At 37.4% G+C, this 21363-nt stretch carries 21 protein-coding genes; 17 read left to right on the top strand and 4 right to left on the bottom strand.

Features of this window, described 5'->3' with window-relative positions; translation table 11 throughout:
• Positions 1–2 precede the first annotated feature (2 nt).
• The 8 genes from tuaC to J2Y67_RS07365 all read left to right on the top strand — a co-directional run bounded on the left by tuaC (position 3) and on the right by J2Y67_RS07365 (position 9510).
• Positions 3–1178 carry a teichuronic acid biosynthesis protein TuaC gene (tuaC, locus tag J2Y67_RS07400; protein WP_310172358.1) on the top strand — a complete coding sequence of 392 codons (1176 nt, stop codon included), beginning with the start codon at positions 3–5 and terminating at the stop codon, positions 1176–1178.
• Positions 1179–1196: 18 nt separating this feature from the next.
• A complete protein-coding gene (tuaD, locus tag J2Y67_RS07395) occupies positions 1197–2531 on the top strand; it encodes a UDP-glucose 6-dehydrogenase TuaD (RefSeq protein ID WP_310172356.1) in 1335 nt (444 codons plus the stop codon).
• Positions 2532–2544: 13 nt separating this feature from the next.
• Complete coding sequence (locus J2Y67_RS07390) at positions 2545–3486, top strand: NAD-dependent epimerase/dehydratase family protein (protein ID WP_310172354.1); 942 nt, start codon at positions 2545–2547, stop codon at positions 3484–3486.
• A gap of 28 nt (positions 3487–3514) precedes the next feature.
• Complete coding sequence (gene tuaE, locus J2Y67_RS07385) at positions 3515–4855, top strand: teichuronic acid biosynthesis protein TuaE (protein ID WP_310172353.1); 1341 nt, start codon at positions 3515–3517, stop codon at positions 4853–4855.
• Between the two features lies 1 nt (position 4856).
• On the top strand, positions 4857–5543 hold the full coding sequence (locus J2Y67_RS07380; protein WP_310172351.1) for a hypothetical protein: 687 nt from the start codon (positions 4857–4859) through the stop codon (positions 5541–5543).
• A gap of 16 nt (positions 5544–5559) precedes the next feature.
• Entirely contained in the window at positions 5560–6318 is a 759-nt protein-coding gene (tuaG, locus tag J2Y67_RS07375) for a teichuronic acid biosynthesis protein TuaG (RefSeq protein ID WP_310172348.1), read from the top strand.
• Positions 6319–6324: 6 nt separating this feature from the next.
• Positions 6325–7491, top strand: a complete 1167-nt coding sequence (gene tuaH / locus J2Y67_RS07370) for a teichuronic acid biosynthesis protein TuaH (RefSeq protein WP_310172345.1) — start codon at positions 6325–6327, stop codon at positions 7489–7491.
• 477 nt (positions 7492–7968) lie between these two features.
• Positions 7969–9510, top strand: coding sequence for an NAD(P)H-hydrate dehydratase (locus J2Y67_RS07365; protein ID WP_310172342.1), 1542 nt, complete (start codon positions 7969–7971; stop codon positions 9508–9510).
• 557 nt (positions 9511–10067) lie between these two features.
• On the opposite strand, the gene J2Y67_RS07360 is transcribed toward J2Y67_RS07365, so the two are convergent.
• A complete protein-coding gene (locus J2Y67_RS07360) occupies positions 10068–11138 on the bottom strand; it encodes a GIY-YIG nuclease family protein (protein ID WP_396954058.1) in 1071 nt (356 codons plus the stop codon).
• Positions 11139–11234: 96 nt separating this feature from the next.
• Between J2Y67_RS07360 and J2Y67_RS07355 the strand changes: the two genes are divergently transcribed.
• From J2Y67_RS07355 to J2Y67_RS07345, 3 genes are all read left to right on the top strand, one after another.
• On the top strand, positions 11235–11546 hold the full coding sequence (locus J2Y67_RS07355; protein ID WP_310172336.1) for a YnfA family protein: 312 nt from the start codon (positions 11235–11237) through the stop codon (positions 11544–11546).
• A 21-nt stretch (positions 11547–11567) separates the two neighbouring features.
• Positions 11568–12179 (top strand): class I SAM-dependent methyltransferase, encoded by a 612-nt coding sequence (locus J2Y67_RS07350; protein WP_310172334.1) that lies wholly within the window; start codon positions 11568–11570, stop codon positions 12177–12179.
• Positions 12180–12252: 73 nt separating this feature from the next.
• Positions 12253–13146: a DMT family transporter gene (locus tag J2Y67_RS07345; protein WP_310172332.1), complete on the top strand. Its 894-nt coding sequence runs from the start codon at positions 12253–12255 to the stop codon at positions 13144–13146.
• Between the two features lie 104 nt (positions 13147–13250).
• On the opposite strand, the gene J2Y67_RS07340 is transcribed toward J2Y67_RS07345, so the two are convergent.
• Positions 13251–13646 (bottom strand): hypothetical protein, encoded by a 396-nt coding sequence (locus J2Y67_RS07340; RefSeq protein WP_310172330.1) that lies wholly within the window; start codon positions 13644–13646, stop codon positions 13251–13253.
• A gap of 481 nt (positions 13647–14127) precedes the next feature.
• On the opposite strand from J2Y67_RS07340, the gene J2Y67_RS07335 reads away from it, so the two are divergent.
• On the top strand, positions 14128–14262 hold the full coding sequence (locus J2Y67_RS07335) for a BA3454 family stress response protein (protein WP_310172328.1): 135 nt from the start codon (positions 14128–14130) through the stop codon (positions 14260–14262).
• A 324-nt stretch (positions 14263–14586) separates the two neighbouring features.
• On the opposite strand, the gene J2Y67_RS07330 is transcribed toward J2Y67_RS07335, so the two are convergent.
• Positions 14587–14889, bottom strand: coding sequence for a YerC/YecD family TrpR-related protein (locus J2Y67_RS07330; RefSeq protein ID WP_310172326.1), 303 nt, complete (start codon positions 14887–14889; stop codon positions 14587–14589).
• A gap of 180 nt (positions 14890–15069) precedes the next feature.
• Positions 15070–15327 carry a DUF1450 domain-containing protein gene (locus J2Y67_RS07325; RefSeq protein ID WP_310172324.1) on the bottom strand — a complete coding sequence of 86 codons (258 nt, stop codon included), beginning with the start codon at positions 15325–15327 and terminating at the stop codon, positions 15070–15072.
• A 227-nt stretch (positions 15328–15554) separates the two neighbouring features.
• Between J2Y67_RS07325 and hppD the strand changes: the two genes are divergently transcribed.
• From hppD to hisC, 5 genes are all read left to right on the top strand, one after another.
• Complete coding sequence (gene hppD / locus J2Y67_RS07320) at positions 15555–16676, top strand: 4-hydroxyphenylpyruvate dioxygenase (protein WP_310172321.1); 1122 nt, start codon at positions 15555–15557, stop codon at positions 16674–16676.
• A 58-nt stretch (positions 16677–16734) separates the two neighbouring features.
• Positions 16735–17676: a hypothetical protein gene (locus J2Y67_RS07315; RefSeq protein WP_310172319.1), complete on the top strand. Its 942-nt coding sequence runs from the start codon at positions 16735–16737 to the stop codon at positions 17674–17676.
• Positions 17673–18968, top strand: coding sequence for a fumarylacetoacetase (gene fahA / locus J2Y67_RS07310; protein WP_310172317.1), 1296 nt, complete (start codon positions 17673–17675; stop codon positions 18966–18968). Before J2Y67_RS07315 ends, fahA begins: the two co-directional genes overlap by 4 nt.
• A 42-nt stretch (positions 18969–19010) precedes the next feature.
• On the top strand, positions 19011–20168 hold the full coding sequence (locus J2Y67_RS07305) for a homogentisate 1,2-dioxygenase (RefSeq protein ID WP_310172315.1): 1158 nt from the start codon (positions 19011–19013) through the stop codon (positions 20166–20168).
• A gap of 71 nt (positions 20169–20239) precedes the next feature.
• The gene (gene hisC, locus J2Y67_RS07300; protein ID WP_396954057.1) at positions 20240–21346 is read left to right on the top strand and encodes a histidinol-phosphate transaminase; all 1107 of its coding nucleotides are present in this window, start codon (positions 20240–20242) and stop codon (positions 21344–21346) included.
• Positions 21347–21363 lie beyond the last annotated feature (17 nt).

Here is a 21363-nt window from a genome sequence, read left to right as displayed (position 1 = left end):
TGATGAAGGTTTTATGGATCACAAGTGCATATCCAAGTGATAGTCAGCCCGGTAGTGGAGTCTTTCATGAAACACAGGTTCAGGCATTACACCGATTAGGAGTGGATGTCACCGTGATATGCCCAGTACCGCGCAGTCCAGCATTCATCCGGCCTTTTCGGAATGTAGATAAAGTGAATCAAGATATCCCTTCTAAATATGAGAGAAAGGGAGTTATGGTATACCGTCCCTATTATTTAGCGCTTCCTGGCCAGCTCAGATGGGCTCAGCCGGATAAGCGGATTGCGGCAGTAATCATGAAAACTTTGATTGATTATGAACTTGCGCCTGATTTAATTCATGCACATTTTGCAATGCCTTCGGGCGGTGCGGCAAGAATCGTTGCGGCGGAAAAAAAGCTGCCATGGATGTTAACGCTGCATGGCAGTGATGTAAACGTATATCCCTTTTACAGTTCTTTTTCTAAAAAAGCATTTCTCCAATCCGTTCGGACAGCCGATTCCGTTGTAGCCGTTGCGGGTGATTTACAAAGGAAAACAATAGAACTTGCTGGAAGGGAAAGCCTTGTCCTTCCAATTGGAATTGATCTTTCACAATTTCAACAGCCGGACCAGACTGGTCAACAAATGAGACGACAGCTTGGGCTCCCTGAAGATAAAAAGATTATCACGTTTGTTGGCAGGTTAACAGAAGCAAAGGGAGTTTTTGAACTTGCCCGAGCATTAGACTTCCTATCAAATGAGATTGCTATTTTGTTTGTTGGCGATGGACCCGCTAAAGAAAAATTAAGCAAGAACCCGGAATTCAATAGCAGGCTTTTCATTACGGGGCAGGTTGACAATATGAGGGTGAGAGATTACTTGTTTGCGAGCGATGTGTTTGCTCTTCCATCTTATACGGAAGGGATGCCGACCGTTGTACTTGAAGCCATTGCCTTAAAGATTCCCGTTATTTGTACAGCTGTGGGCGGTGTCCCAGATTTATTTGGTGAACACCGGGATTTATTAATCGAACCGAAGTCTGTATCGAGTCTTGTACAGCGAATTCAGGATATTTTAAATAGAAACCTCTATACACCAAGAATTCTGCGGGATCTCTATGAACAGGTGCAAAAAAATTACTATTCTCATACGAACGCTGTTCAACTGAAAGAGAATTATAGAAGCCTATTAAATTAAAGAAGGGATCGATGATAATTGAAAAAAATTACGGTGATTGGTACTGGCTATGTAGGTCTTGTATCGGGAACATGTTTTGCAGACGTTGGAAATGAGGTAACCTGCTGCGATATTAATCAATCAAAAATTAATGATCTTCTCCAAGGGGTTATGCCGATTTATGAGCCTGGATTAAAAGAACTTGTCGATAAAAATGTACGGAGAGGCACCCTTCATTTTACTTATGATATAACGCAAGCGATTCAAGAGGCCGAAGTGATTTATATTGCTGTCGGAACCCCAATGACATCCTCTGGGAAAGCTGACTTAACTTATATAAAACAGGTGGCCAAAAGCATTGGGGAAAATTTAAATGGCTACAAAGTAATTGTTACGAAAAGCACAGTACCTGTTGGTACCGGAAAACTGATAAAATCCATCATCCAAGAAAATACCTATGATCAGGTTCCTTTCGATATTGTATCTAATCCTGAATTTTTACGTGAAGGTGTTGCTATTAAGGATTCCATGAATATGGAGCGGGCGGTAATTGGCGCAAGTAGCGAAAAGGCGTTTCAAATCATTTCGGAGCTACACCAGCCCTTTACATCCAATATCGTAAGAGCCTCCTTGGAAACAGCGGAATTAATTAAATATGCGGCCAATGCTTTTTTAGCTACAAAGATATCCTTTATTAATGATATCGCCAATATTTGTGAACGTGTCGGTGCTGATGTGACTAAGATTTCCGAAGGAATTGGTTTAGACAGCCGGGTTGGCAGTAAATTTTTACAAGCAGGAGTGGGATTTGGCGGTTCTTGTTTTCCAAAAGATACTGCAGCACTTCTACATATCGCCAAAGAGTGTGGATATGAATTTAATTTAATTAAGTCTGTTATTGAAACCAATGAGGGACAACGGGTTCAATTAGTGAAAAAGCTGGAGAATGCAATAGGATCTTTAAAAGGAAAAACCATTAGTATTCTTGGATTAGCTTTCAAACCAAACACGGACGATATAAGGTCATCACCGGCATTGGATATTATTCCTTATTTAGCAATACAAGGAGCAAATGTCCGGGCTTTTGATCCAATAGCGATAAAAGAAACGAAAAAGCAGCTTGGATATCAGTGTTCCTATTCAGAAGATGTGTATGAAACGATTAAAAATGCTGATGCTTGTGTCATTTTAACAGACTGGCAAGATGTAAAAGAATTAGATTTAGGAAAAGTAAAGGAACTAATGAAACAGCCGCTTATTGTAGATGGACGAAATGTCTTTGATTTGGAGACGATGAGAGATCAGGGTTTCACTTATCTTTCAGTTGGGAGACCAGCAATTCGACAGAAATCTGCCGCGTCAAAGGCAATTTAGGAGGTTCTTCAAAATGAAAAAAGTACTAGTAACAGGCGGGGCTGGATTTATTGGTTCCCATATAGTAGAGGAATTAATTCAAAAAGAGTTTCAAGTGATCGTCATCGATAATTTTTCGACAGGCCGTAACGAGAATATCGAAAACCTACCTATCGATCTATATCATTACGATATTACGAATCCTAATGTTGTGGACTTAATTATGTCCCTAAGTCCTGACTATATAATTCATCAAGCAGCCCAGGTCAGTGTAGCAGAATCTGTAAACAATCCTCTATATGATGAAAATATTAATGTGAAAGGCTCTTTGTATATGATTGAGGCTGCGATTAAAGCGAATGTTAAAAGAATAGTTTTTGCGTCTTCTGCCGCTGTGTATGGAAATCCAATTGAATTGCCTGTTTCCATTGACCACCCAACAAGTCCAGAATCACCTTATGGGCTTACAAAATTGACCGTAGAGCATTATTTGAAATTGGCAAATAAACTCCACGGTTTGCCATATAGCATCTTGCGCTATAGCAACGTTTATGGACCTAGACAGGATGCAAAAGGCGAAGGCGGGGTAGTAGCCATCTTTTCAGATCGCTTAACTGACAATGTCTCACCCATCATCTATGGGGATGGAGAGCAAACCAGAGACTTTATTTACGTAAAAGATGTAGCTGCTGCAAATGTAAAAGCATTAACGGTAAAAGAAAATATTTGCGTGAATGTTTCATCAGGGACGTCGATCTCTATTAATACTCTGTTTCAAATGATGAAGGAGGCTGCTGGTTCTAAGGTGCAGCCCATTTATAAGCAAGTGCGTCAAGGGGATATCCGGGATAGTGTCCTTTCAAATGAGCTATCCAAATCTCTGTTAAATTGGGAGGCTTCTTTTGAACTTAATCATGGTTTAAAAGAGACGATTCAATATTCTTTTAAGAATAAACGAATCCCAATTTTAAAATAGATCGAGATAAAAGGGAGAAAAAGGTTTTATGGAAGGTAATCACAGTGTTGCACAAAGAGTTGGTACGCCAGCTTTCCTAATGGTAAGACCTTATGTAGAAACGAACCGGCTGTTTTGTGGTGTGATGTTTTTATTGGTAATGACCACCTTTCTCAATCAGTCTGTATTAAGTATTCATTTTGGTTTTTTTAGTTTGTTTTTATATCGATTGATATTGATTTCTGCAGCGGCTCTCTTTCTTGTGTCCGTTGTAAAAGAACAGAATTTCTCTCAATATTGGAAGCAAATAAAAGTAAAAGAAGTTCTGCACTTTTTGATGTTTTGGCTTGTCTACGGAACCGTTTCTCTTTTATGGGCGAAATCATACGTAGATGGGATTAAGTATTTATTGCTGCTCGGGACTGGTATCTTATTTGTTTTTTTGGCAGTAGTTACGTTCACAAAAATATCCAGATTGCTACTATTCTATGGAATATGGTTATTCATGACAATGATTCTGCTGTGTATTGGCTTAGTCAATCATTTTACACATATTCAGCTCCCAAGTTCAACGCTTTATGGAGGGCCTGAATATAAGTTGTCTTATCCAACAGCGGTGTTTTTTAATCAAAACGACTTTGCTACGTTTCTAACTATTTCATTCTCATTTTATGTAGCGGCAGCCAAAAATAGCCGCAATGTGTGGATCAAGACCTCGACAATATTGCTTGGATTGTTATGTGTTTACATCATTTATTTAACTGAATCACGAGCTAGTTTACTTGGTGTTTTCGTAGGTTTGATTTTCTATTTATTTATCCACTTGCCTTCCTTTTTAAAGAAGGTGACATTTATCATCGGTTTGGTTGCAATGGCTCTTTGTTCCGTGATTTTTTTCGACAAGGTGTCAAATATATTTGCAGCAAATGATGGCCATTCATCGAATGTAGTAAGGCTGAATTTATTGAAAAATGCCTTCCACTTTTTATTAGATACATTTGGATTTGGTGTAGGGGCGGGCAATATTCCGTACTACTTGAAAAATGAAGCCATTTACGAAACCAACCATGTTGTTGAAGTGCATAATTGGCTTGTGGAAATTTTGGGGAACTTTGGAATGATTATATTTTTAGGTTACCTCTTTACCTATGTTTATCTATTTTATTGTCTATATAAAGCCTTCAGAAAAACGAAGGATGGGAAGGAAAAGGGAATCGTTGAAGCATGTATGATTGGGCAAATTGCCTTCCTTATTTCCAGTATTAGTCCGAGCTCCGTGAGTAACCTTTATTTCCATTGGGTTTTCCTGGGGTTTGTAATTGCTACGGTGAATGTATATAAGAACAAAAATAGAAATTTGGATGAAAATAAGCTAAGGAGTACGCTTTGAAATGGAATTAATCGTTAATAGACTTGCGGCAAGAAGTAAAAAATATTTTTTAATTTTAATAGCAGTTCCAATTGTTCTCGGCTTGGTGGGCTGGTTTCTTCCTGTTGGGAAAGAAGCATCCACGTATACTGCCGAAACGACGCTTTCATTAGGGAGTTATGAAAATGATGATTTGAATAATTCTAAAAACGTAATGATTTTATTAACCAACGCTCCTTTCTATCAAGAAAATTTACCAGATCTATCGGAAGAGAAGCGAGCTGAGATTTTAAGCAAATTACAATTAACGGCTATATCGGATAAAATCATTAAACTTTCTTATACTGATTCTCCAAAGGAAAATGCAATGGAGGTAATGAATGAAATTTCAACGGCATTTTTAAAGATGGATCAATTAAGTTTTCAAGAGAAAAAGAAAATTATTCAAGATTCCATTAATAATTTAAGTCAAGAAAAGGTCAGCGAAGATACAAAAGTTGATCAACAGCGATTTATTTATGAACTGAAAACAACTCTTTTAAAAATTGAACCGTCGACATTACTACAATCTACAGATCCAAATGAAGTAATGACGGACAATAAAGCTCTCAACTCAAAAGAACGGGCGGTAGCGGGAATTTTAATCGGAATTACTCTTGCTTGTGCTTGGGTTTTGATTCCTGAACTGGTTCGGGAAAAGTCAGTATAAAAGGAGGAAGACCTTTATGGTTCAAAAGCAACCAATCATTTCGATTATTACCCCTTCGTATAATGCGCGTAAATTTATCGATAAAACGATCGATTCTGTTTTGAAGCAGACTTTTCAGAATTGGGAATTGATTATTGTAGATGATTGCTCAACTGACAATACACCGGACATATTAAAACGGTATGCTGAGGAAGATGAAAGAATACGAGTCATTTTTTCGAAAGAAAATGGTGGTGCCGCGATTGCCAGAAATCTTGCCTTACAGCAGGCACAAGCAAGGTATGTTGCCTTTTTAGATAGTGATGATTGTTGGAAGCCAGATAAATTAGAGCGTCAACTAACCTTTATGCAGAAAAATGACTATGCTTTCACTTTTACGGGGTACGAATTTATTAGTAATGATGGTGTTCTTTTGAATAAATACGTATCAGCACCAGAAAAAATTACCTATGATGATATGTTAAAGAATACAATTATTGGTTGTTTAACTGTGATGGTTGACCGAAAAAAGGTTGGACAAATTCAAATGCCTAATATTCGAACAAGGCAGGATTTGGCGATGTGGCTAGCGATTTTAAAAAAGGGATTTAGCGCCTATGGATTAAATGAAAATTTGGCTGATTACCGAATTGGAAATCCTTCCATTTCAAAAAACAAATGGAAAGCAGCCAAGATGAACTGGTTTGTGTATCGCAAGATTGAGAAATTAAATATTTTAAAAGCATTTTGGTGTTTCTCTCATTATGCCTATCATGCAGTAGTTAAGAGAATCTAAAAAGGGATGGGACAGATGAAAAATATACATATTATAGTAGCCACAGGGGAATGGGAAAATGATGGGCTCCGTTATCGCAGGCATCGACTTGCGGAATTTTTGCAGCAACAACCAGATACGAGAGAAGTGATTTGGCTTTGTCCAAGCCCAATTCGTAAGGATGTTACTGCTAAAACACTGCCAAACGGGATAGGACAATGGTCGATACAAGATTTGTTACCAAATAAGATGTTTCGGTTTGGACGCTATATGGATGGATTCTATAAATCAAAACTGTCCCCTTTCCTTTCCTATTTAAAAAAATTCCAAGGACAGTATACCATCAATCTTTGGTATACCTTTCCGGGATTCCCATTACTTTCAGATCTCTTTTCATGGGACAGGGTTATATATGATTGCAGTGATTTATGGGCTTCACCCATGAACGGGAAAAATTCATTCGTATCTACTCTTAGACAGAACATTATTGCAAAAGCAGAAAATCGGATTATTCAGAAGGCAGATACCATCTTTTGCACTTCTGAATATTTACGAGACCAAATTTTAGAAAAAACAGATTCGCCTCAAAAAGTTTTTACATTTGAAAATGGGGTTGAATTCAATCTATTCGCGAACGAACATACTCAAGTTGAAAATGTTCTTCCGGAAAACTTTAATGGCACCGTTTTGGGATTTATCGGAGGAATTAAACCTAAGCTTGATTTTGAGCTAATCCAAAAAGTGGCAAGAAAAAAACCGGAGTGGCTGTTTTTGTTCGTTGGTCCGGATGGAACGAATCAAGATTCTGATTTTAAAAAGTTATTAACGGAACAGAACGTTTTATGGACCGGCAGCGTTTCTCCGGTTGAAGTTCCGAAATATATGAACTTAATTGATATCGGGATCATGCCTTATAAACCCTCCCAATACAATCAGGCCGTATTCCCGTTAAAATTATTTGAATTTCTGGCAGCAGGTAAACCTGTTGTAGGGATTAATTTGCCTTCTACCAAAAAATATGCTCAAGATTCCGTATATACCTATATAGAAGACAATCATCCAAGTGAATTTATCAATCAATGTGAAAAGTTAGAAGTTTGGAAGAATCAAGAAAGGAATATGGTTATTCGCAAGCAGGTTGCTAAAGCGAAAAACTGGGGTGAGGTATTTGAAAATATGCTATCCTACCTTTAGTCAACTTAATACAATGAATCGATTCTTTGTAATCCCAAAAATACACTCTCTTAAGATAGGAGGGTGTTTTATTTTTTTGCAAAAAAAAAAAAGCCAAATCCTATTTAATTTTTTCTGCATTAGAATTCCTTTTTTCGAGGGACAAAAAAGGAGTAATAAAAAATCTTACCAAAACAAATGACCAGAAACAATTCGAATATACCATTTAGTAAATTTTGCATTGTATCGCCTCCATTTGAAAAGTTTGGTGAGAAAACTGTTGTAGGGATTTATATCTTTATCTATATTCTAAGTTGAAAATACTAAGGAATAGTTAATTAGATGTAAATCTGCTGTAAAAAAAAGAGACGATGCATCGATTGTTAGAATTTCTTATAATGATAAAGAAAACTCGCCGATTGGCGAACCCCATAGGGCGGTTCATGAGGTGTAGTTGCACTTATACTTTCTTACCAGCTAAAAAAGGGCGTGTTAAAAATGTTCATCGCAGGGCAAAAGGAAATGCAGCAAATGGACCAATTTACAATGGAAAAGATTGGGTTACCTGGTGTTGTCTTGATGGAAAATGCCGGAGCAAGAGTGGTCGAGGAAATCGTTGCAAGCACCTCCTGTAAAAATCCTAGAATTATCATCCTTGCAGGCGGGGGGAATAATGGGGGAGACGGTTTTGTGATTGCCCGAAGACTGTTTGATTTAGGGTTAAAGACGCTGCTCTGTTTATTGGTAAAACCTGATAAGTTAAAAGGGGATGCAAAGGTTCACTTTGATGTGTACATAAATCGGAAGCTTCCTATTTTCTATTTTCATGAAAATACGGTAGAGGCTCTTCGATTAGAATTAGCTCAAGCAAACATTATTGTAGATGCGATTTTGGGGACCGGGGTGAACGGTCCTGTTCGAGAACCGTTTAATCAAATTATTTCTACGGTTAATGAATTAGAGATAATGGTGATTTCGGTCGATATCCCTTCGGGGGTGAGCAGTGATACCGGTAAGGTCGAAGGAGTCGCGATTAAGGCTGAAAAAACAATTACTTTTGTTTTTCCGAAAAAGGGCTTTTTTTTGCAGGATGGTCCTTTGTATGTTGGGGAATGGAAGGCTGCTGATATTTCTGTGCCACCTTCGATTGTTGAAGATTTAGGACTAGAGCTACCAAGGCTGATTACGGAATCGTTAGCTAAAGCTGCAGTGCCAGTTCGTCCGAAGAATGGCCATAAAGGAACATTTGGACATGCACTTGTTCTTGGAGGGTCTCGACATTATGTGGGGGCACCGATTTTTTCGGCAAAAGCTGTGCTGCATTCGGGTGCAGGATTGGTTACGTTAGCCATTCCGGAAAGCATTTATCCAATGGCAGCTACTCAAAATCCTGAATCGTTATTAGTGCCATTACCGGATGAAGATGGCCATTTTGCCATTGCTGCCGTTGATGAGCTTCGACCTCGGCTGGAGCAATTTGATAGTGTTGCAATCGGACCAGGAATAAGCAGATTTACTGGTGGAGAAGAATGGATTAAGTCTTTGATGGGAGCGTTAACCGACCAACCGATTATAGTGGATGCAGATGCCCTTTATTTACTCCGGGACCAATTGGAGCTTGTTCGTGTTTATAAAGGAAATGTGATTTTGACTCCGCATCCGGGGGAAATGGCTAATTTAATAAATAGACCAGTAAAAGGAGTAGAAGCGGATCGGATTGAAACTGCTAAAAGTTTTGCGAAAAAATTCCAAGTATACTTGCTTTTAAAGGGACATCGAACGATTATTGCTAGTCCCGATGGGGAAGTTTACATCAATCCTTACGGCCATGATGCTCTAGGAAAGGGCGGAAGCGGGGATGTGCTGACGGGGCTGATTTCCTCATTTCTCGCCCAAGGAGCTTTACCATTAGATGCAATGATTGCGGCAAGCTATTTACATGCAAGAGCCGGGGAAGAAAAAGCAAAAACCTTATCCCATTATGGGGTCATGCCATTTGATTTAGTGGATGGGATTAGAGAGCTGCTAAACAGAATTTAGGCAGCTTTAGTCAAAAATTCCTTGGATTGGTAAAAACCGTCTATAAAAGTGGAGTTTATAGACAAAAGTCAGATGGATGAAGGAGAACTGTCTATAAAAGTGGAGTTTAATAGACAAAAGTCAGATGGATAAGCGGAGAACTGTCTATAAAAGTGTATTTTATAGACAATGTCAGATGGATAAGCGGAGAACTGTCTATAAAAGTGGAGTTTATAGACAAAAGTCAGATGGATAGGCGGAGAACTGTCTATAAAAGTGGAGTTTATAGACAAAAGTCAGATGGATAAGCGGAGAACTGTCTATAAAAGTAGAGTTTATAGACAAAAGTCAGATGGATAAGTGGAGAACTGTCTATAAAAGTGGATTTTATAGACAAAAGTCAGATGGATAGGCGGAGAACTGTCTATAAAAGTGGAGTTTATAGACAAAAGTCAGATGGATAGGCGGAGAACTGTCTATAAAAGTGGAGTTTATAGACAAAAGTCCTTGGATAAGCGGAGAACTGTCTATAAAAGTGGAGTTTATAGACAAAACTCCTTGATTAGGAGAAAAACTGTCTATAAAAAGTGATTTTCATTTTTAAGTAATAATTCTAATAATGCACGATCAAGTTCACCATTTTTGAAAACATTGGAGTTATTAGGAATAATGAAATAGTTACACTGACTGCTTTTCAAATAACTGTAAATAATCTGAGCTTCATCAAGCGCATCCTTACTGACTTTATAGGCTTCATCCAAATCTTCATTTTTAAAACAAGTCAAAATGTCCTTTTTAATGAATGAACACATCTCTTTTATACGTGTAAAACGATATTTCTTACTGTAAAGAACTTTATTTCCTTTAATGAGAAAAAGTTTAAATGAGCGATCGTTTAAATATTCAATCACGGCTATATTTTTATTTGATTCCGTAAATTCAATCACTTTTTCCTTATTCATAATAAAGGTAATGGATTCAATAAAGTCTCGATATTTTGATGCCATTTTAAAATCCAAGTTTGCCGAAGCCTGAACCATTTTTTCCTTCATTTCTTCAAGAATGCTCATATCCGTACCATTTAATAAAGCAATTATGTTTCTTATGCTGTTATGGTATTGTTCGATTGCTGTGGGATGGCCTAGACAAATGCCATTACATAAACCCAATGAATAATTCAGGCAGGGTGCATTCTTTTTATTTGGATTCGTACAAAGTATTTGATTAAATTCTTTTAAACTTAGGATTGCTTTTTCTACAGTGGATTTGTTGATGTAAGGTCCGAAATATAAATAGTCTTTATTTAAAATGATGTCCTTGGTAACTTCAATCTTCGGAACTTTTCCATCCGTTTTAATCACTATATAGGTATAAGCTTGCGGATTTTTCATTTTTCGATTAAAAAATGGCTTTATTTCCTTGATTAAATGACATTCAAGCATAAAAGCTTCAAATTCAGTATCTGTAAGGATATAGTCAAAATCCTTTATGTTATTTTTTAGTTTTACAATTTTTTGTGAATGGGAATTTGAATTTTGGAAGTAGGATTGAACACGGCGTTTTAGGTTTTTTGCCTTGCCAACATATATAATATTGCCGTGGGAATCTTTCATGAGATAGACTCCTGGTGATGTTGGGAGGCTTTTGATTTTATCTTTTAAAATAAATATCCCACCGTTCTCATTGAAAATTATCTCTATTATTTTAGCACAAGATTTTTAGGGGGAATTGATATTTATACCATTATGTTATTCATTTTAGCAGGGCTGGCAGAAATTGGCGGAGGTTATCTTATTTGGCTATGGCTCCGCGACGGAAAGCCGTTTTGGTACGGGGTTATCGGCGGCATCGTGTTAATTTTTTATGGAATTATCCCTACGCTCCAGAAGTTTCCTACATTTGGGAGAGTGTATGCTGCTTATGGCGGTGTATTTATAATACTTTCTGTTCTGTGGGGCTGGAGTGTTGATAAAAAAACTCCTGATACATATGATTGGATCGGGGCAGTGATTTGTTTAATTGGAGTATTTGTCATGCTTTGGGGGCCAAGGCACTAATAACATCTTTAGGAGTAAACCATGAAAGAACATCTATATGACAAACAACTGAATATTAAAACTGGCGGGGACCAAATGGCTCCCACGAAATCGTTTCATTATCATCGCTACGAGCCAACGCCTTATCAGGCGCTAGAAACATTATTTGAACAATATAAATTGAAAAGCAGTGATCGGGTTGTAGACTTTGGTTGTGGAAAAGGGAGGCTTCTTTTTTATACCCATCATTTATTTCATCCAACGGTAATTGGAATAGAAATGAACGAGGTATTATATCACGAAGCAATTGCCAATCGAGAGTATTATTTGCAAAAAGCAAAGCTCCGGACAGAAAAAATTCAGTTTCAATGCTGTTTTGCTGAAGAGTATCTGATTAACCCTTTAGACAATTGTTTTTATTTCTTTAATCCCTTTACGATTCAAATCTTTATAAAAATCGTAAACAATATCTTAGTTTCAGCAGAAAAATCATCTCGTGAAATCGATTTAGTTTTATATTATCCATCGGAGAATTATATTTATTATCTCGACAATCAAACACCTTTTGAACTTCAAGAAGAAATTATTCTTCCGGATTTTTACCAGAACAATCCGAATGAGCGATTTCTCATCTACCGGCTAAAGGAAAATTAAATCTTGAAACCTTCCAAATATTAGAATATTCTTAAATTATTACTTTAATCGTGATGCCAGGAAGGGGTATACTGTGAAAGGTCAATTAAAAAATATAACTGCGATGCTTATTTGGGGGAGCATTGGCATTTTTGTGAAAAACATTCATCTATCCTCAAGTGAAATTGCTCTTTTACGAGGAATCATTGGAAGTGTATTTCTAATTTTTTTCTTTATGATTGCAAAACAAAAACCTTCAATACAGGCAGTAAAAAATAATCTTGTCCTTTTAATTCTTTCCGGAGTGGCAGTCGGCTTTAATTGGATTCTTTTGTTTCAATCTTATCGGTATACGACCGTATCAAATGCAACATTAAGCTATTATTTTGCACCGGTTTTTGTTATGGCACTATCGCCGTTGGTTTTAAAAGAAAGGTTAACCCCTGCAAAGGTTGGCTGCATCATAGCCGCAATGATTGGATTATTCCTAGTGGTGAATATTGGCGGCGACAGTGGGGATGGCAATTATCATCACTTAACGGGAATCTTATATGGCTTGTCAGCCGCAGCTTTTTATGCGAGTGTGGTTTTAATCAATAAATTTATAAAAAACTTGTCCGGTTTTGAAACAACGCTTGTTCAGTTACTTGTGGCCTCTATCATTCTATTTCCATATGTCATGATGAGGGAAAATCTGAATCTTACCGAACTAACTTCACAATCGATTATCTTTATTTTCATTATTGGGATCATCCATACGGGGATTGCTTATTTCCTTTACTTTACCTCCATCAAAGAACTAAAGGGTCAAAGGATTGCTGTATTAAGCTATATCGATCCTATTTCAGCGGTGATTTTCGCGGCAATTTTCTTAGGCGAGGGCATGGACCTCCTGCAAATTATTGGCGGAATTCTGATCCTTGGTTCAACTTTTCTAAGTGAAAGAATTGAAATTCAGATTCAAAAAATGCATAACAGCAAAGTTTAGTTAGTCAACATAAAAATGAGCTTCGGATAATCTGAAGCTCATTTGACAGTCAAGTCATTTATTAAGGTTACCACCCGCTGGTTTTATATGATAGCTCTACTCTTTTAATTGTTAATCTTCCTTAAGTCAATAAAATTCATTTTTTCTTCTGTATCATTCTTTTCCTTCCAAACTATAAAAAAGAGAAGTTTAGAATCTTTATCATAATACCCACAGTCATCCTTACACACCCAATAATAACCATTTTTATTAAACGAGTGAAAGCCTAGATCATAATGGCGTGGATGAATATTAAAATCTGCATTTTGTATAGTTGCTTTTCCTTTATATTTAACTTCAATACTATAACTTCTATTAAGTCCAACTAATTTAGCGTTAATTTTAATGAACCAATTTTTATTTTCACCCATATAAGTGACCGTTCTTGTTCTGATGATGAGATTATAGATAGAAACAACCAGGATCAAAACAATAAATGACCAAATAAGCTTTTTTCTCATAAATAAAACACCTCTATATTAGAGATGTAAAATTTTCTTAAATATGACAGATTTAAAATGGAAATAAGTAATTCTTCACAAATCTAAGGTGTTTTTTTAACTTTGGGATTTTTAGTTTAAAGGATTAAAACTAAAGAAATTCAAGATGGATATAAGGAGCGGGTCTTTTTTAGTATAAATATTTCGACAATTTTCTGCATTTTAAATGGTGTAACAATCATACATTAGTGATTAGAATCATAAAAAGTTTGTTGATTTTATTGACTTTGCCAGTCAATACCGTTGCTAGGGAATATATTCTTTTTTAAAAAAGTTGAGAACTTGTCAAATCTTGACCTTTTTTTTAGCTTTAATCATTTTCGTTTTATTTGTAAAATATAAAATAGTTAAAAAACATTTATAGGAATCACTAAATTTAAATGGATTAAGAGAAGTGAAAGAAAAAATCAGAATCATTATCATGTAAAGGAGATAGGTCAAAATGTACAAGTATACAATCTATGTAACATATAAAGATAAAGTTTATCAAACCAACGTAATAGCTACCAAAGATCAAACAGAAGAAGAAGTTTATCGTATAGCAAAAGAACAAGTTCTGAAACAATGGTCAAATTAAATACGGGATCCTGGGAATAAAGGGATTTCGAATGGAATTTCCACTTGAAAAATAGATTTTAGATAGCTTCCAGCTGCCAAAAATGGCGGCTTTTTGTGCTGTCTAAGACCCTGAAGGGAAATGTAGGGTCGATTAATTTGTACTAATTAAAAAACGAATACCTTGAACAAACAGAGCTTTAATTAACGAAGGGATTGCGGTGATGCAATTCCCTTTTTTATTTCTGCTAATAAACTCGAATCCACCTCAAAATTATTTATAGGAGTGAATCCTGCTCTTTCACAAAGAGTAGTTATAAAACTACAGGTGCTAAAGTGACCCCATTTAAGACTTCAGAGAAGTCTCTATACGATCAAATACTAATGAATAGCCATCATTACCATAATCTAATAGCTTCTTAACTCTAGTTATAGTAGACGATGAGGCTCCAGTCGCAATCTGAACATCTATATAGGTCGCACCTTGCCTTATCATTTTTGCAACAGCTAATCTTTGCATAAAAGCCTTCATTTCATTCATAGTACATAAATCATCAAAAAAAGCCATGCACTCTTCTTTTGTCTGTAAAGAAAGGATAGCATTAAATAACTGTTTTACGGTATCCTCAGGTAGTTTTTTTATATACATGGTTACCTCCATTGCTTTTTACAATCTGAAAAAATTCTTTACTCGTTTATATTCTATTGGTGAAATTTGTATTTTTTCTAAAATTGTATAATAAATTAGACTATTCAGCAAACATTTTCTTAACCGCGGTTACTCTTTAAAACATTGACCATTTACCGCAATAAAGTGTAAATAGTCTATTTAAATTAACGATGGATTCTTAATCTCTTGTTTAATCTTCGAAACATAATAATCAATTTTCTCATAAAGACGAACGGGTTCCTCTGCCACAATGTTTTCACCGTTAACAAGGGCAAATGGCTGAACTAAACATTGCCCGCAATACAACAAGCATCTCTCTTCGATTACCTCCAGATCGCTGCGATTCCTTAACTTTTCTTTTGTCATCTCCAGCTCGTCTTCAAAATTACAAGGACAAAACTTTATGTTAATCTTCATGTTTCCTCTCCTTTTCTTTATTGGCACCATTTTAAGTAGTTAAAGAAAACCATGCAAGAATACCCCTAAACGCAAGCAAGCTGTACCGCGATAAACTATTAAAACATCAAAGATCAAACGCGTTAAAACACATGTTTGCACAGTGTTTATATTTTTAATACGATATTAAACATAACAGGCAGTAAATTTAGAAAATTCAATTTGTTAAACGAAAAGGAGAGGTAAAGATGGCAGAACAAATGATTGCAAGACCTAAAACAAAAAAAGAGGAATTATTTCCGGTGAAGAATGTTCATTACGTAGAAATCTATACTGGAAATGCAAAGCAAGCTGCTTATTATTATGCAAAAGCCTTTGGTTTCAAACTTGTTGCGTATAGAGGACTTGAAACAGGTTCCCGCGATCGTGTTTCTTATGTTCTTGAACAAGGTGCGATTCGATTAGTTTTAACAGGTACATTATCAGATAGTACGGAAATCGCCCAATTTATTAAAAAACATGGCGAAGGTGTAAAAGATATCGCCCTTCTAGTAAAAGATTTAGAAAAAACATATGCTGGTGCGATTGAACGCGGTGGTATTGCTATAAGGGAACCATGGGTGGAAGAAGACCAATATGGTAAAGTGAAAAAAGCAATCATCGGTACATACGGTGATACGATTCACACGCTTGTTGAACCGATTGACTATAAAGGCGTATTTATGCCGGGCTATGAATTGCGTGAGGACAGCTTTAGAGCAAAGTCTACAGGTTTAATCGGTGTAGACCACCTGGTTGGTAATGTAGAAGTAATGGAAGAATGGGTAAATTATTATGAACAGGTATTCGACTTTGCGGTACTTAAACATTTTGATGATGAAAACATTTCAACAGAATACTCTGCTCTAATGTCAAAAGTAATGATGAATGGAACAGGACGTATTAAGTTCCCTATTAATGAACCTGCCGATGGAAAACGGAAATCTCAGATTCAAGAATACCTCGATTACTATAATGGACCGGGTGTTCAGCATCTTGCCCTTTTAACGAACGATATTATTGGTACAGTTGCTGCACTAAGAGAGAATGGCGTTGAGTTCTTGAATACTCCTAGTACTTATTATGAAGAGCTTGCAAATCGCGTTGGTGATATTGATGAAGATGTAAAACGACTACAAGAACTTAATATTTTAGTAGACCGTGATGATGAAGGTTATTTGCTTCAAATTTTCACTAAACCGCTCGTTGACAGACCTACGTTATTTATCGAAATTATTCAGCGAAAAGGTGCGCTTGGTTTCGGTGATGGAAACTTTAAAGCTCTATTTGAATCCATTGAACGTGAGCAGGAACTTCGCGGAAATATTTAAGTGAAATGGCCATACCGGTATCTAACCAGTATGGCCTCTGGAATAGGAGGTGTTAGATATGCTTGCAAAAGTAAATTTAAAATGGAAAGAGAATGCAATCAGTCATTTTATGACAGAGCTTATTGATTATGCGGGACTGTTCCCACCGGCAGCCCTTCCTCTTTCTAAAGCAATCTTAAACTATCATTCATATATCCACGAATTGGACAGCTGGATGCTTGGCCCGTTTGTGATTCCCGCATCTCGTTTGGAGGAGCTCGAACCGTTTGCAGCAAAATTTAATGATCCATTTCCTCTCCGGTTGTCTGTTATTTTAACTAAATCCGGGGAATTGGAAGCAGATTTAGAAGCAATACAATGCTTTCTAGAAACCTTTCAAACCGCTGGAACCATAGAAGCCATTGAAGTTCCGCATTCTTTAGATGTTGATCCTGCATTCCTTGAGAAACTTGAAAAACAAACAGAGAATTATCCCGTATATTGTGAAATAACTGGGACGAATGACCAGATTTTAAAAACTTTGGACACCATCCAGACGATAAATCAAAAGTCTGTGAAACGTTTTGGTGCCAAGATTCGAATGGGCGGGACAACCGCAAATTTATTTCCTTCCGCCAACCATGCAGCATTCATGATTTATGAATGCCAGAAACGAGGTCTGGCGTTAAAATTCACAGCCGGTCTGCATCATCCGATACGCCAGTACCGAGAAGAAGTAGAAACATTCATGCATGGTTTTGTGAATGTATTTACTGCTTCCATTATGGCTTATTGCCGCTCTGTTAAAACAGAAACCATTCAAGCTATACTGCTTGACGAAAATAAAGCAAATTTTTCATTTACAAAAGACACACTCTCCTGGCGTCAATTTACCGTCAGTTCGTCTGAAATCAACGACGCCCGTAATTTCTTTGCTGCGTCGTACGGCAGCTGCAGCTTTGATGAGCCCCGGGAAGAACTGGGAGAGTTGAATATATTTCAGGGGGAGGAAACACCATGAAACATTCCTTTATCAAAACAAAGCCAGATTCACATTTCCCGATTCAAAACTTACCATATGGTATTTTTCAAAAGAATAGTCAAAACCCTCGAATTGGTACAGCCATTGGTGATTATGTTCTTGACTTATCAGTAATCGATGAGGCTGGTTTATTAAATGGTACAGGCGCAGAAGCAAAGAAAATATTTTCCGCTTCTACACTTAATCCTTTCTTAGAAATAGGCCGTCCAGTCTGGACTGCTGTGCGAAAAAAACTGCAATACCTGTTGGATGAAAATACACCGGATTTACGTGATAATCTAGATCTTCGTTCAAAAGCGTTTCACTTTTTAACTGATGTAGAAATGCTTCTTCCGGTTGACATTGGAGACTATACAGATTTTTATGCTTCCAAAGAGCATGCAACAAATGTAGGAACAATTTTTAGAGGCAAAGAAAGCGCTCTCATGAAAAATTGGACACACTTGCCAATCGGGTATCATGGAAGATCCAGTTCTATCGTTCCTAGTGGGACTCCTATTCGCCGCCCTTTAGGTCAGCGAAAACCAAAAGATTCAGAGTATCCAGTGTTCGGACCATCTACCCAGCTTGATTTTGAACTTGAAATAGGCTGGTTTATCGGACCTGGCAACACCCAGGGTGAACCCATTCCAGTTCATCAAGCTGAAGATCATGTATTTGGGCTCGTTCTTATGAATGACTGGAGTGCACGCGATATTCAAGCCTGGGAGTACCAGCCGCTTGGCCCCTTCCTTGCCAAAAATTTTGCCACATCCATCTCGCCATGGGTTGTACCGTTAGAAGCACTTGAACCTTTTCGCACTAAAGGTCCAAAACAAGAACCAGAGCCGTTACCATACCTAAAACAAACAAAGGATGGTGCATTTAATATCGATCTTGAAGTTTATTTAACTCCAGAAAACGCAGAAAAGCCAACAAGGATTACAAAAACCAACTTTGACAATATGTATTGGTCCATTGCCCAGCAGGTGGCGCATCATACTATCACTGGATGTAACATCCGCCCGGGTGACCTGCAAGCTTCAGGAACCATCAGCGGTCCTAATCGTGAGGAACGAGGCAGCCTCCTTGAACTTGCCTGGCGTGGTACAGAACCACTCCAACTCGAAGATGGCAGTGAACGAAGCTGGATAGAAGATGGAGACACCATAACGATTAGCGGCTGGTGTCAAGGAGAGGGCTATCGAATTGGTTTTGGTGAAGTATCCGGAAAAATTTTGCCGGCTTTTTCTGAAGCCAAGATATTAGGCACTCAACCCGTAAAAATCTAAAAGCCTATCAAAAAATCAAACAAATCAAAAGGAGTTTAGACGATGACATATTATGCTAAAATGGGTCGCATTCCTCATAAACGTCATACACAGTTCCGTCAAGAAGACGGCAACTTGTATTACGAACAATTGATGGGCACAAAGGGTTTCTCCAGTATTCAGTCACTTATTTATCACATCAATCAGCCAACCCAAGTAAAAAAGGCAGAAAAAATCCGTGATGTACGCTATGAATTTGAAGAAAAGGGAGCGTTACAACACCGTCATTTTCGTACATGGAATACAAAAGCAGGTGGAGACTTTCTAGAAGCCCGTGAAATTTTCCTGGCAAATGAGGATGTAGCGCTAGGTGTTGCACGTCCTAATCGTCAAATGGATTATTTTTATCGAAATGGTGAAGGCGATGAATTGTTATTTGTTCATGAGGGAGAAGGAAAAATTGAAAGTATATTTGGAGAATTAAGCTTTGGTCCTGGTGACTACCTGGTGATTCCGATTGGGACAACCTATCGTGTTGTTTTAGAATCAGAAGAAGCCCGCTTTTTTATCCTTGAATCAGGTTCCTCTATCGTAACACCAAAGCGCTATCGGAATGAATTTGGCCAACTGCTTGAACATTCACCTTTTTGTGAGCGCGATATTCGGACTCCGGAAAGATTAGAGCCGAAGGATGAAAAAGGAGAATTCGAAATACGAGTACGGGCTCAAGGGATGATCACATCCTACACGTATGATTTTCATCCATTAGATGCGGTCGGGTGGGATGGTTATCTTTATCCTTACGCCTTCAGCATTCATGATTTTGAACCGATAACAGGGCGCGTTCATCAGCCGCCTCCCGTTCACCAGACATTTGAAGGCCATAATTTTGTAATTTGCTCATTTGTACCCCGGCTATTTGACTATCATCCAGAAGCCATCCCTGCTCCTTATGTACATAGTAATGTAGATAGTGATGAAGTACTTTATTATATAGACGGTGACTTCATGAGCCGGCGTGGTATTGAAGAGGGTTCTATTACTCTTCATCCAAGCGGTCTGCCGCACGGACCACATCCAGGCAAAATTGAAGCGAGTATTGGTAAAAAAGAAACACAAGAACTTGCTGTCATGGTAGATACATTCAGGCCGCTTTATGTTGTGAAAAAGTCACATGAGCTGGAAGATACAGATTATATGAGCAGCTGGTTACCTGAATAAAATTTCAGGTAGTTTTCAATTGGTAGAGCAGGTTAAGTAATTCGTTATGAAAGGAAGGTAAATCCATGATTATGATTGATAAAATTCCCACTCGAAAAGAAATAGAGAATCTGGGTGTTTATGTTCCAGGTAAGCCAATAGAAGAAGTTCAGCGCGAATTAGGTTTAGATAAAATCATCAAAATGGCTTCCAATGAAAACCCTTACGAATGTTCAATCAAGGCGAAAAAAGCAATGATGGAAGAGATCCATCAAGCAGGTCTTTATCCGGAAGGTATGGCACCGGCTTTAACAGAAAAGTTAGCACATCAATTAAAAATAGATAGGAAGAGGATTCTAGTAGGAAATGGCTCGGATGAAATTATCCGTTTATTGACCCGGAGTTATATTAGACCCGGTGATGAAGTAATTATGGCTGACGTTACTTTTCCACGTTATGAAACAAATGTATTAATTGAGGGCGGTAAGCCGGTTAAGGTTCCATTAATCAATGGTTTTCATGATTTGGAAGGGATGTTAGAGGCAATTACAACGAATACAAGAATGATTTTTATCTGTAATCCGAACAACCCAACGGGAACGATTGTTTCTGCTGGGGCGTTACGCGCGTTTATTGAAAAAGTTCCAAAAAATATTTTGCTTATTATTGATGAGGCTTATTATGAGTACGTCACGGACAAAGATTATTTACAAACTGTACCGTTAGTAGATGATTTTCCAAATCTCATTATTCTGCGGACATTCTCTAAGATTTATGGATTGGCTGCATTAAGAATCGGGTATGGAATGATGCATCCGGCCATTGTTCAAGAGCTTGTCAAAGTAAAAGAACCTTTTAATACAAACCGTTTGGCTCAAGTGGCTGCTATTGCTTCATTGGACGACTTAGATTTCGTTGAGACATGCAAGCGAAAGAATGATGAAGGAAGAAAATATTTGGAGAATGAACTCGAAAAGATGGGGTTAGATTATTTTCCTTCCCAAGGAAATTTTCTGATGGTAAAGATAAACCGTTCAGGAGATGAGCTATTTCAGTCTCTTTTGAAACAAGGAATTATTGTAAGATCGGGTGTTCTACTTGGATATCCAGAAACCATTCGTGTATCGATTGGAACAGAAGAAGAGAACCGGGCTTTTATCTCTGCACTAAAAAGGGTAATGGAATCAAATCATAGTTAATTTCTAATTGTGGGGGA

Source organism: Neobacillus niacini (genome assembly GCF_031456445.1).
GTDB lineage: Bacteria > Bacillota > Bacilli > Bacillales > Cytobacillaceae > Neobacillus > Neobacillus niacini_I.
The sequence above is the reverse complement of the archived record's forward strand: the minus strand, read 5'-3'. Positions and strand labels throughout refer to the sequence as shown.

Excerpts from the sequence above, each read along its gene's own strand:
- J2Y67_RS07330 (WP_310172326.1), bottom strand. The coding sequence starts at position 14,889 with ATGTATATAAAAAAACTACCTGAGGATACCGTAAAACAGTTATTTAAT.
- J2Y67_RS07350 (WP_310172334.1), top strand. The coding sequence starts at position 11,568 with ATGAAAGAACATCTATATGACAAACAACTGAATATTAAAACTGGCGGG.
- fahA (WP_310172317.1), top strand. The coding sequence starts at position 17,673 with ATGAAACATTCCTTTATCAAAACAAAGCCAGATTCACATTTCCCGATT.
- tuaE (WP_310172353.1), top strand. The coding sequence starts at position 3,515 with ATGGAAGGTAATCACAGTGTTGCACAAAGAGTTGGTACGCCAGCTTTC.
- J2Y67_RS07390 (WP_310172354.1), top strand. The coding sequence starts at position 2,545 with ATGAAAAAAGTACTAGTAACAGGCGGGGCTGGATTTATTGGTTCCCAT.
- J2Y67_RS07380 (WP_310172351.1), top strand. The coding sequence starts at position 4,857 with ATGGAATTAATCGTTAATAGACTTGCGGCAAGAAGTAAAAAATATTTT.
- tuaH (WP_310172345.1), top strand. The coding sequence starts at position 6,325 with ATGGGACAGATGAAAAATATACATATTATAGTAGCCACAGGGGAATGG.
- tuaG (WP_310172348.1), top strand. The coding sequence starts at position 5,560 with ATGGTTCAAAAGCAACCAATCATTTCGATTATTACCCCTTCGTATAAT.
- J2Y67_RS07315 (WP_310172319.1), top strand. The coding sequence starts at position 16,735 with ATGCTTGCAAAAGTAAATTTAAAATGGAAAGAGAATGCAATCAGTCAT.
- tuaC (WP_310172358.1), top strand. The coding sequence starts at position 3 with ATGAAGGTTTTATGGATCACAAGTGCATATCCAAGTGATAGTCAGCCC.
- J2Y67_RS07340 (WP_310172330.1), bottom strand. The coding sequence starts at position 13,646 with ATGAGAAAAAAGCTTATTTGGTCATTTATTGTTTTGATCCTGGTTGTT.
- J2Y67_RS07305 (WP_310172315.1), top strand. The coding sequence starts at position 19,011 with ATGACATATTATGCTAAAATGGGTCGCATTCCTCATAAACGTCATACA.
- J2Y67_RS07335 (WP_310172328.1), top strand. The coding sequence starts at position 14,128 with ATGTACAAGTATACAATCTATGTAACATATAAAGATAAAGTTTATCAA.
- hisC (WP_396954057.1), top strand. The coding sequence starts at position 20,240 with ATGATTGATAAAATTCCCACTCGAAAAGAAATAGAGAATCTGGGTGTT.
- J2Y67_RS07355 (WP_310172336.1), top strand. The coding sequence starts at position 11,235 with ATGTTATTCATTTTAGCAGGGCTGGCAGAAATTGGCGGAGGTTATCTT.
- hppD (WP_310172321.1), top strand. The coding sequence starts at position 15,555 with ATGGCAGAACAAATGATTGCAAGACCTAAAACAAAAAAAGAGGAATTA.
- J2Y67_RS07365 (WP_310172342.1), top strand. The coding sequence starts at position 7,969 with ATGTTCATCGCAGGGCAAAAGGAAATGCAGCAAATGGACCAATTTACA.
- J2Y67_RS07325 (WP_310172324.1), bottom strand. The coding sequence starts at position 15,327 with ATGAAGATTAACATAAAGTTTTGTCCTTGTAATTTTGAAGACGAGCTG.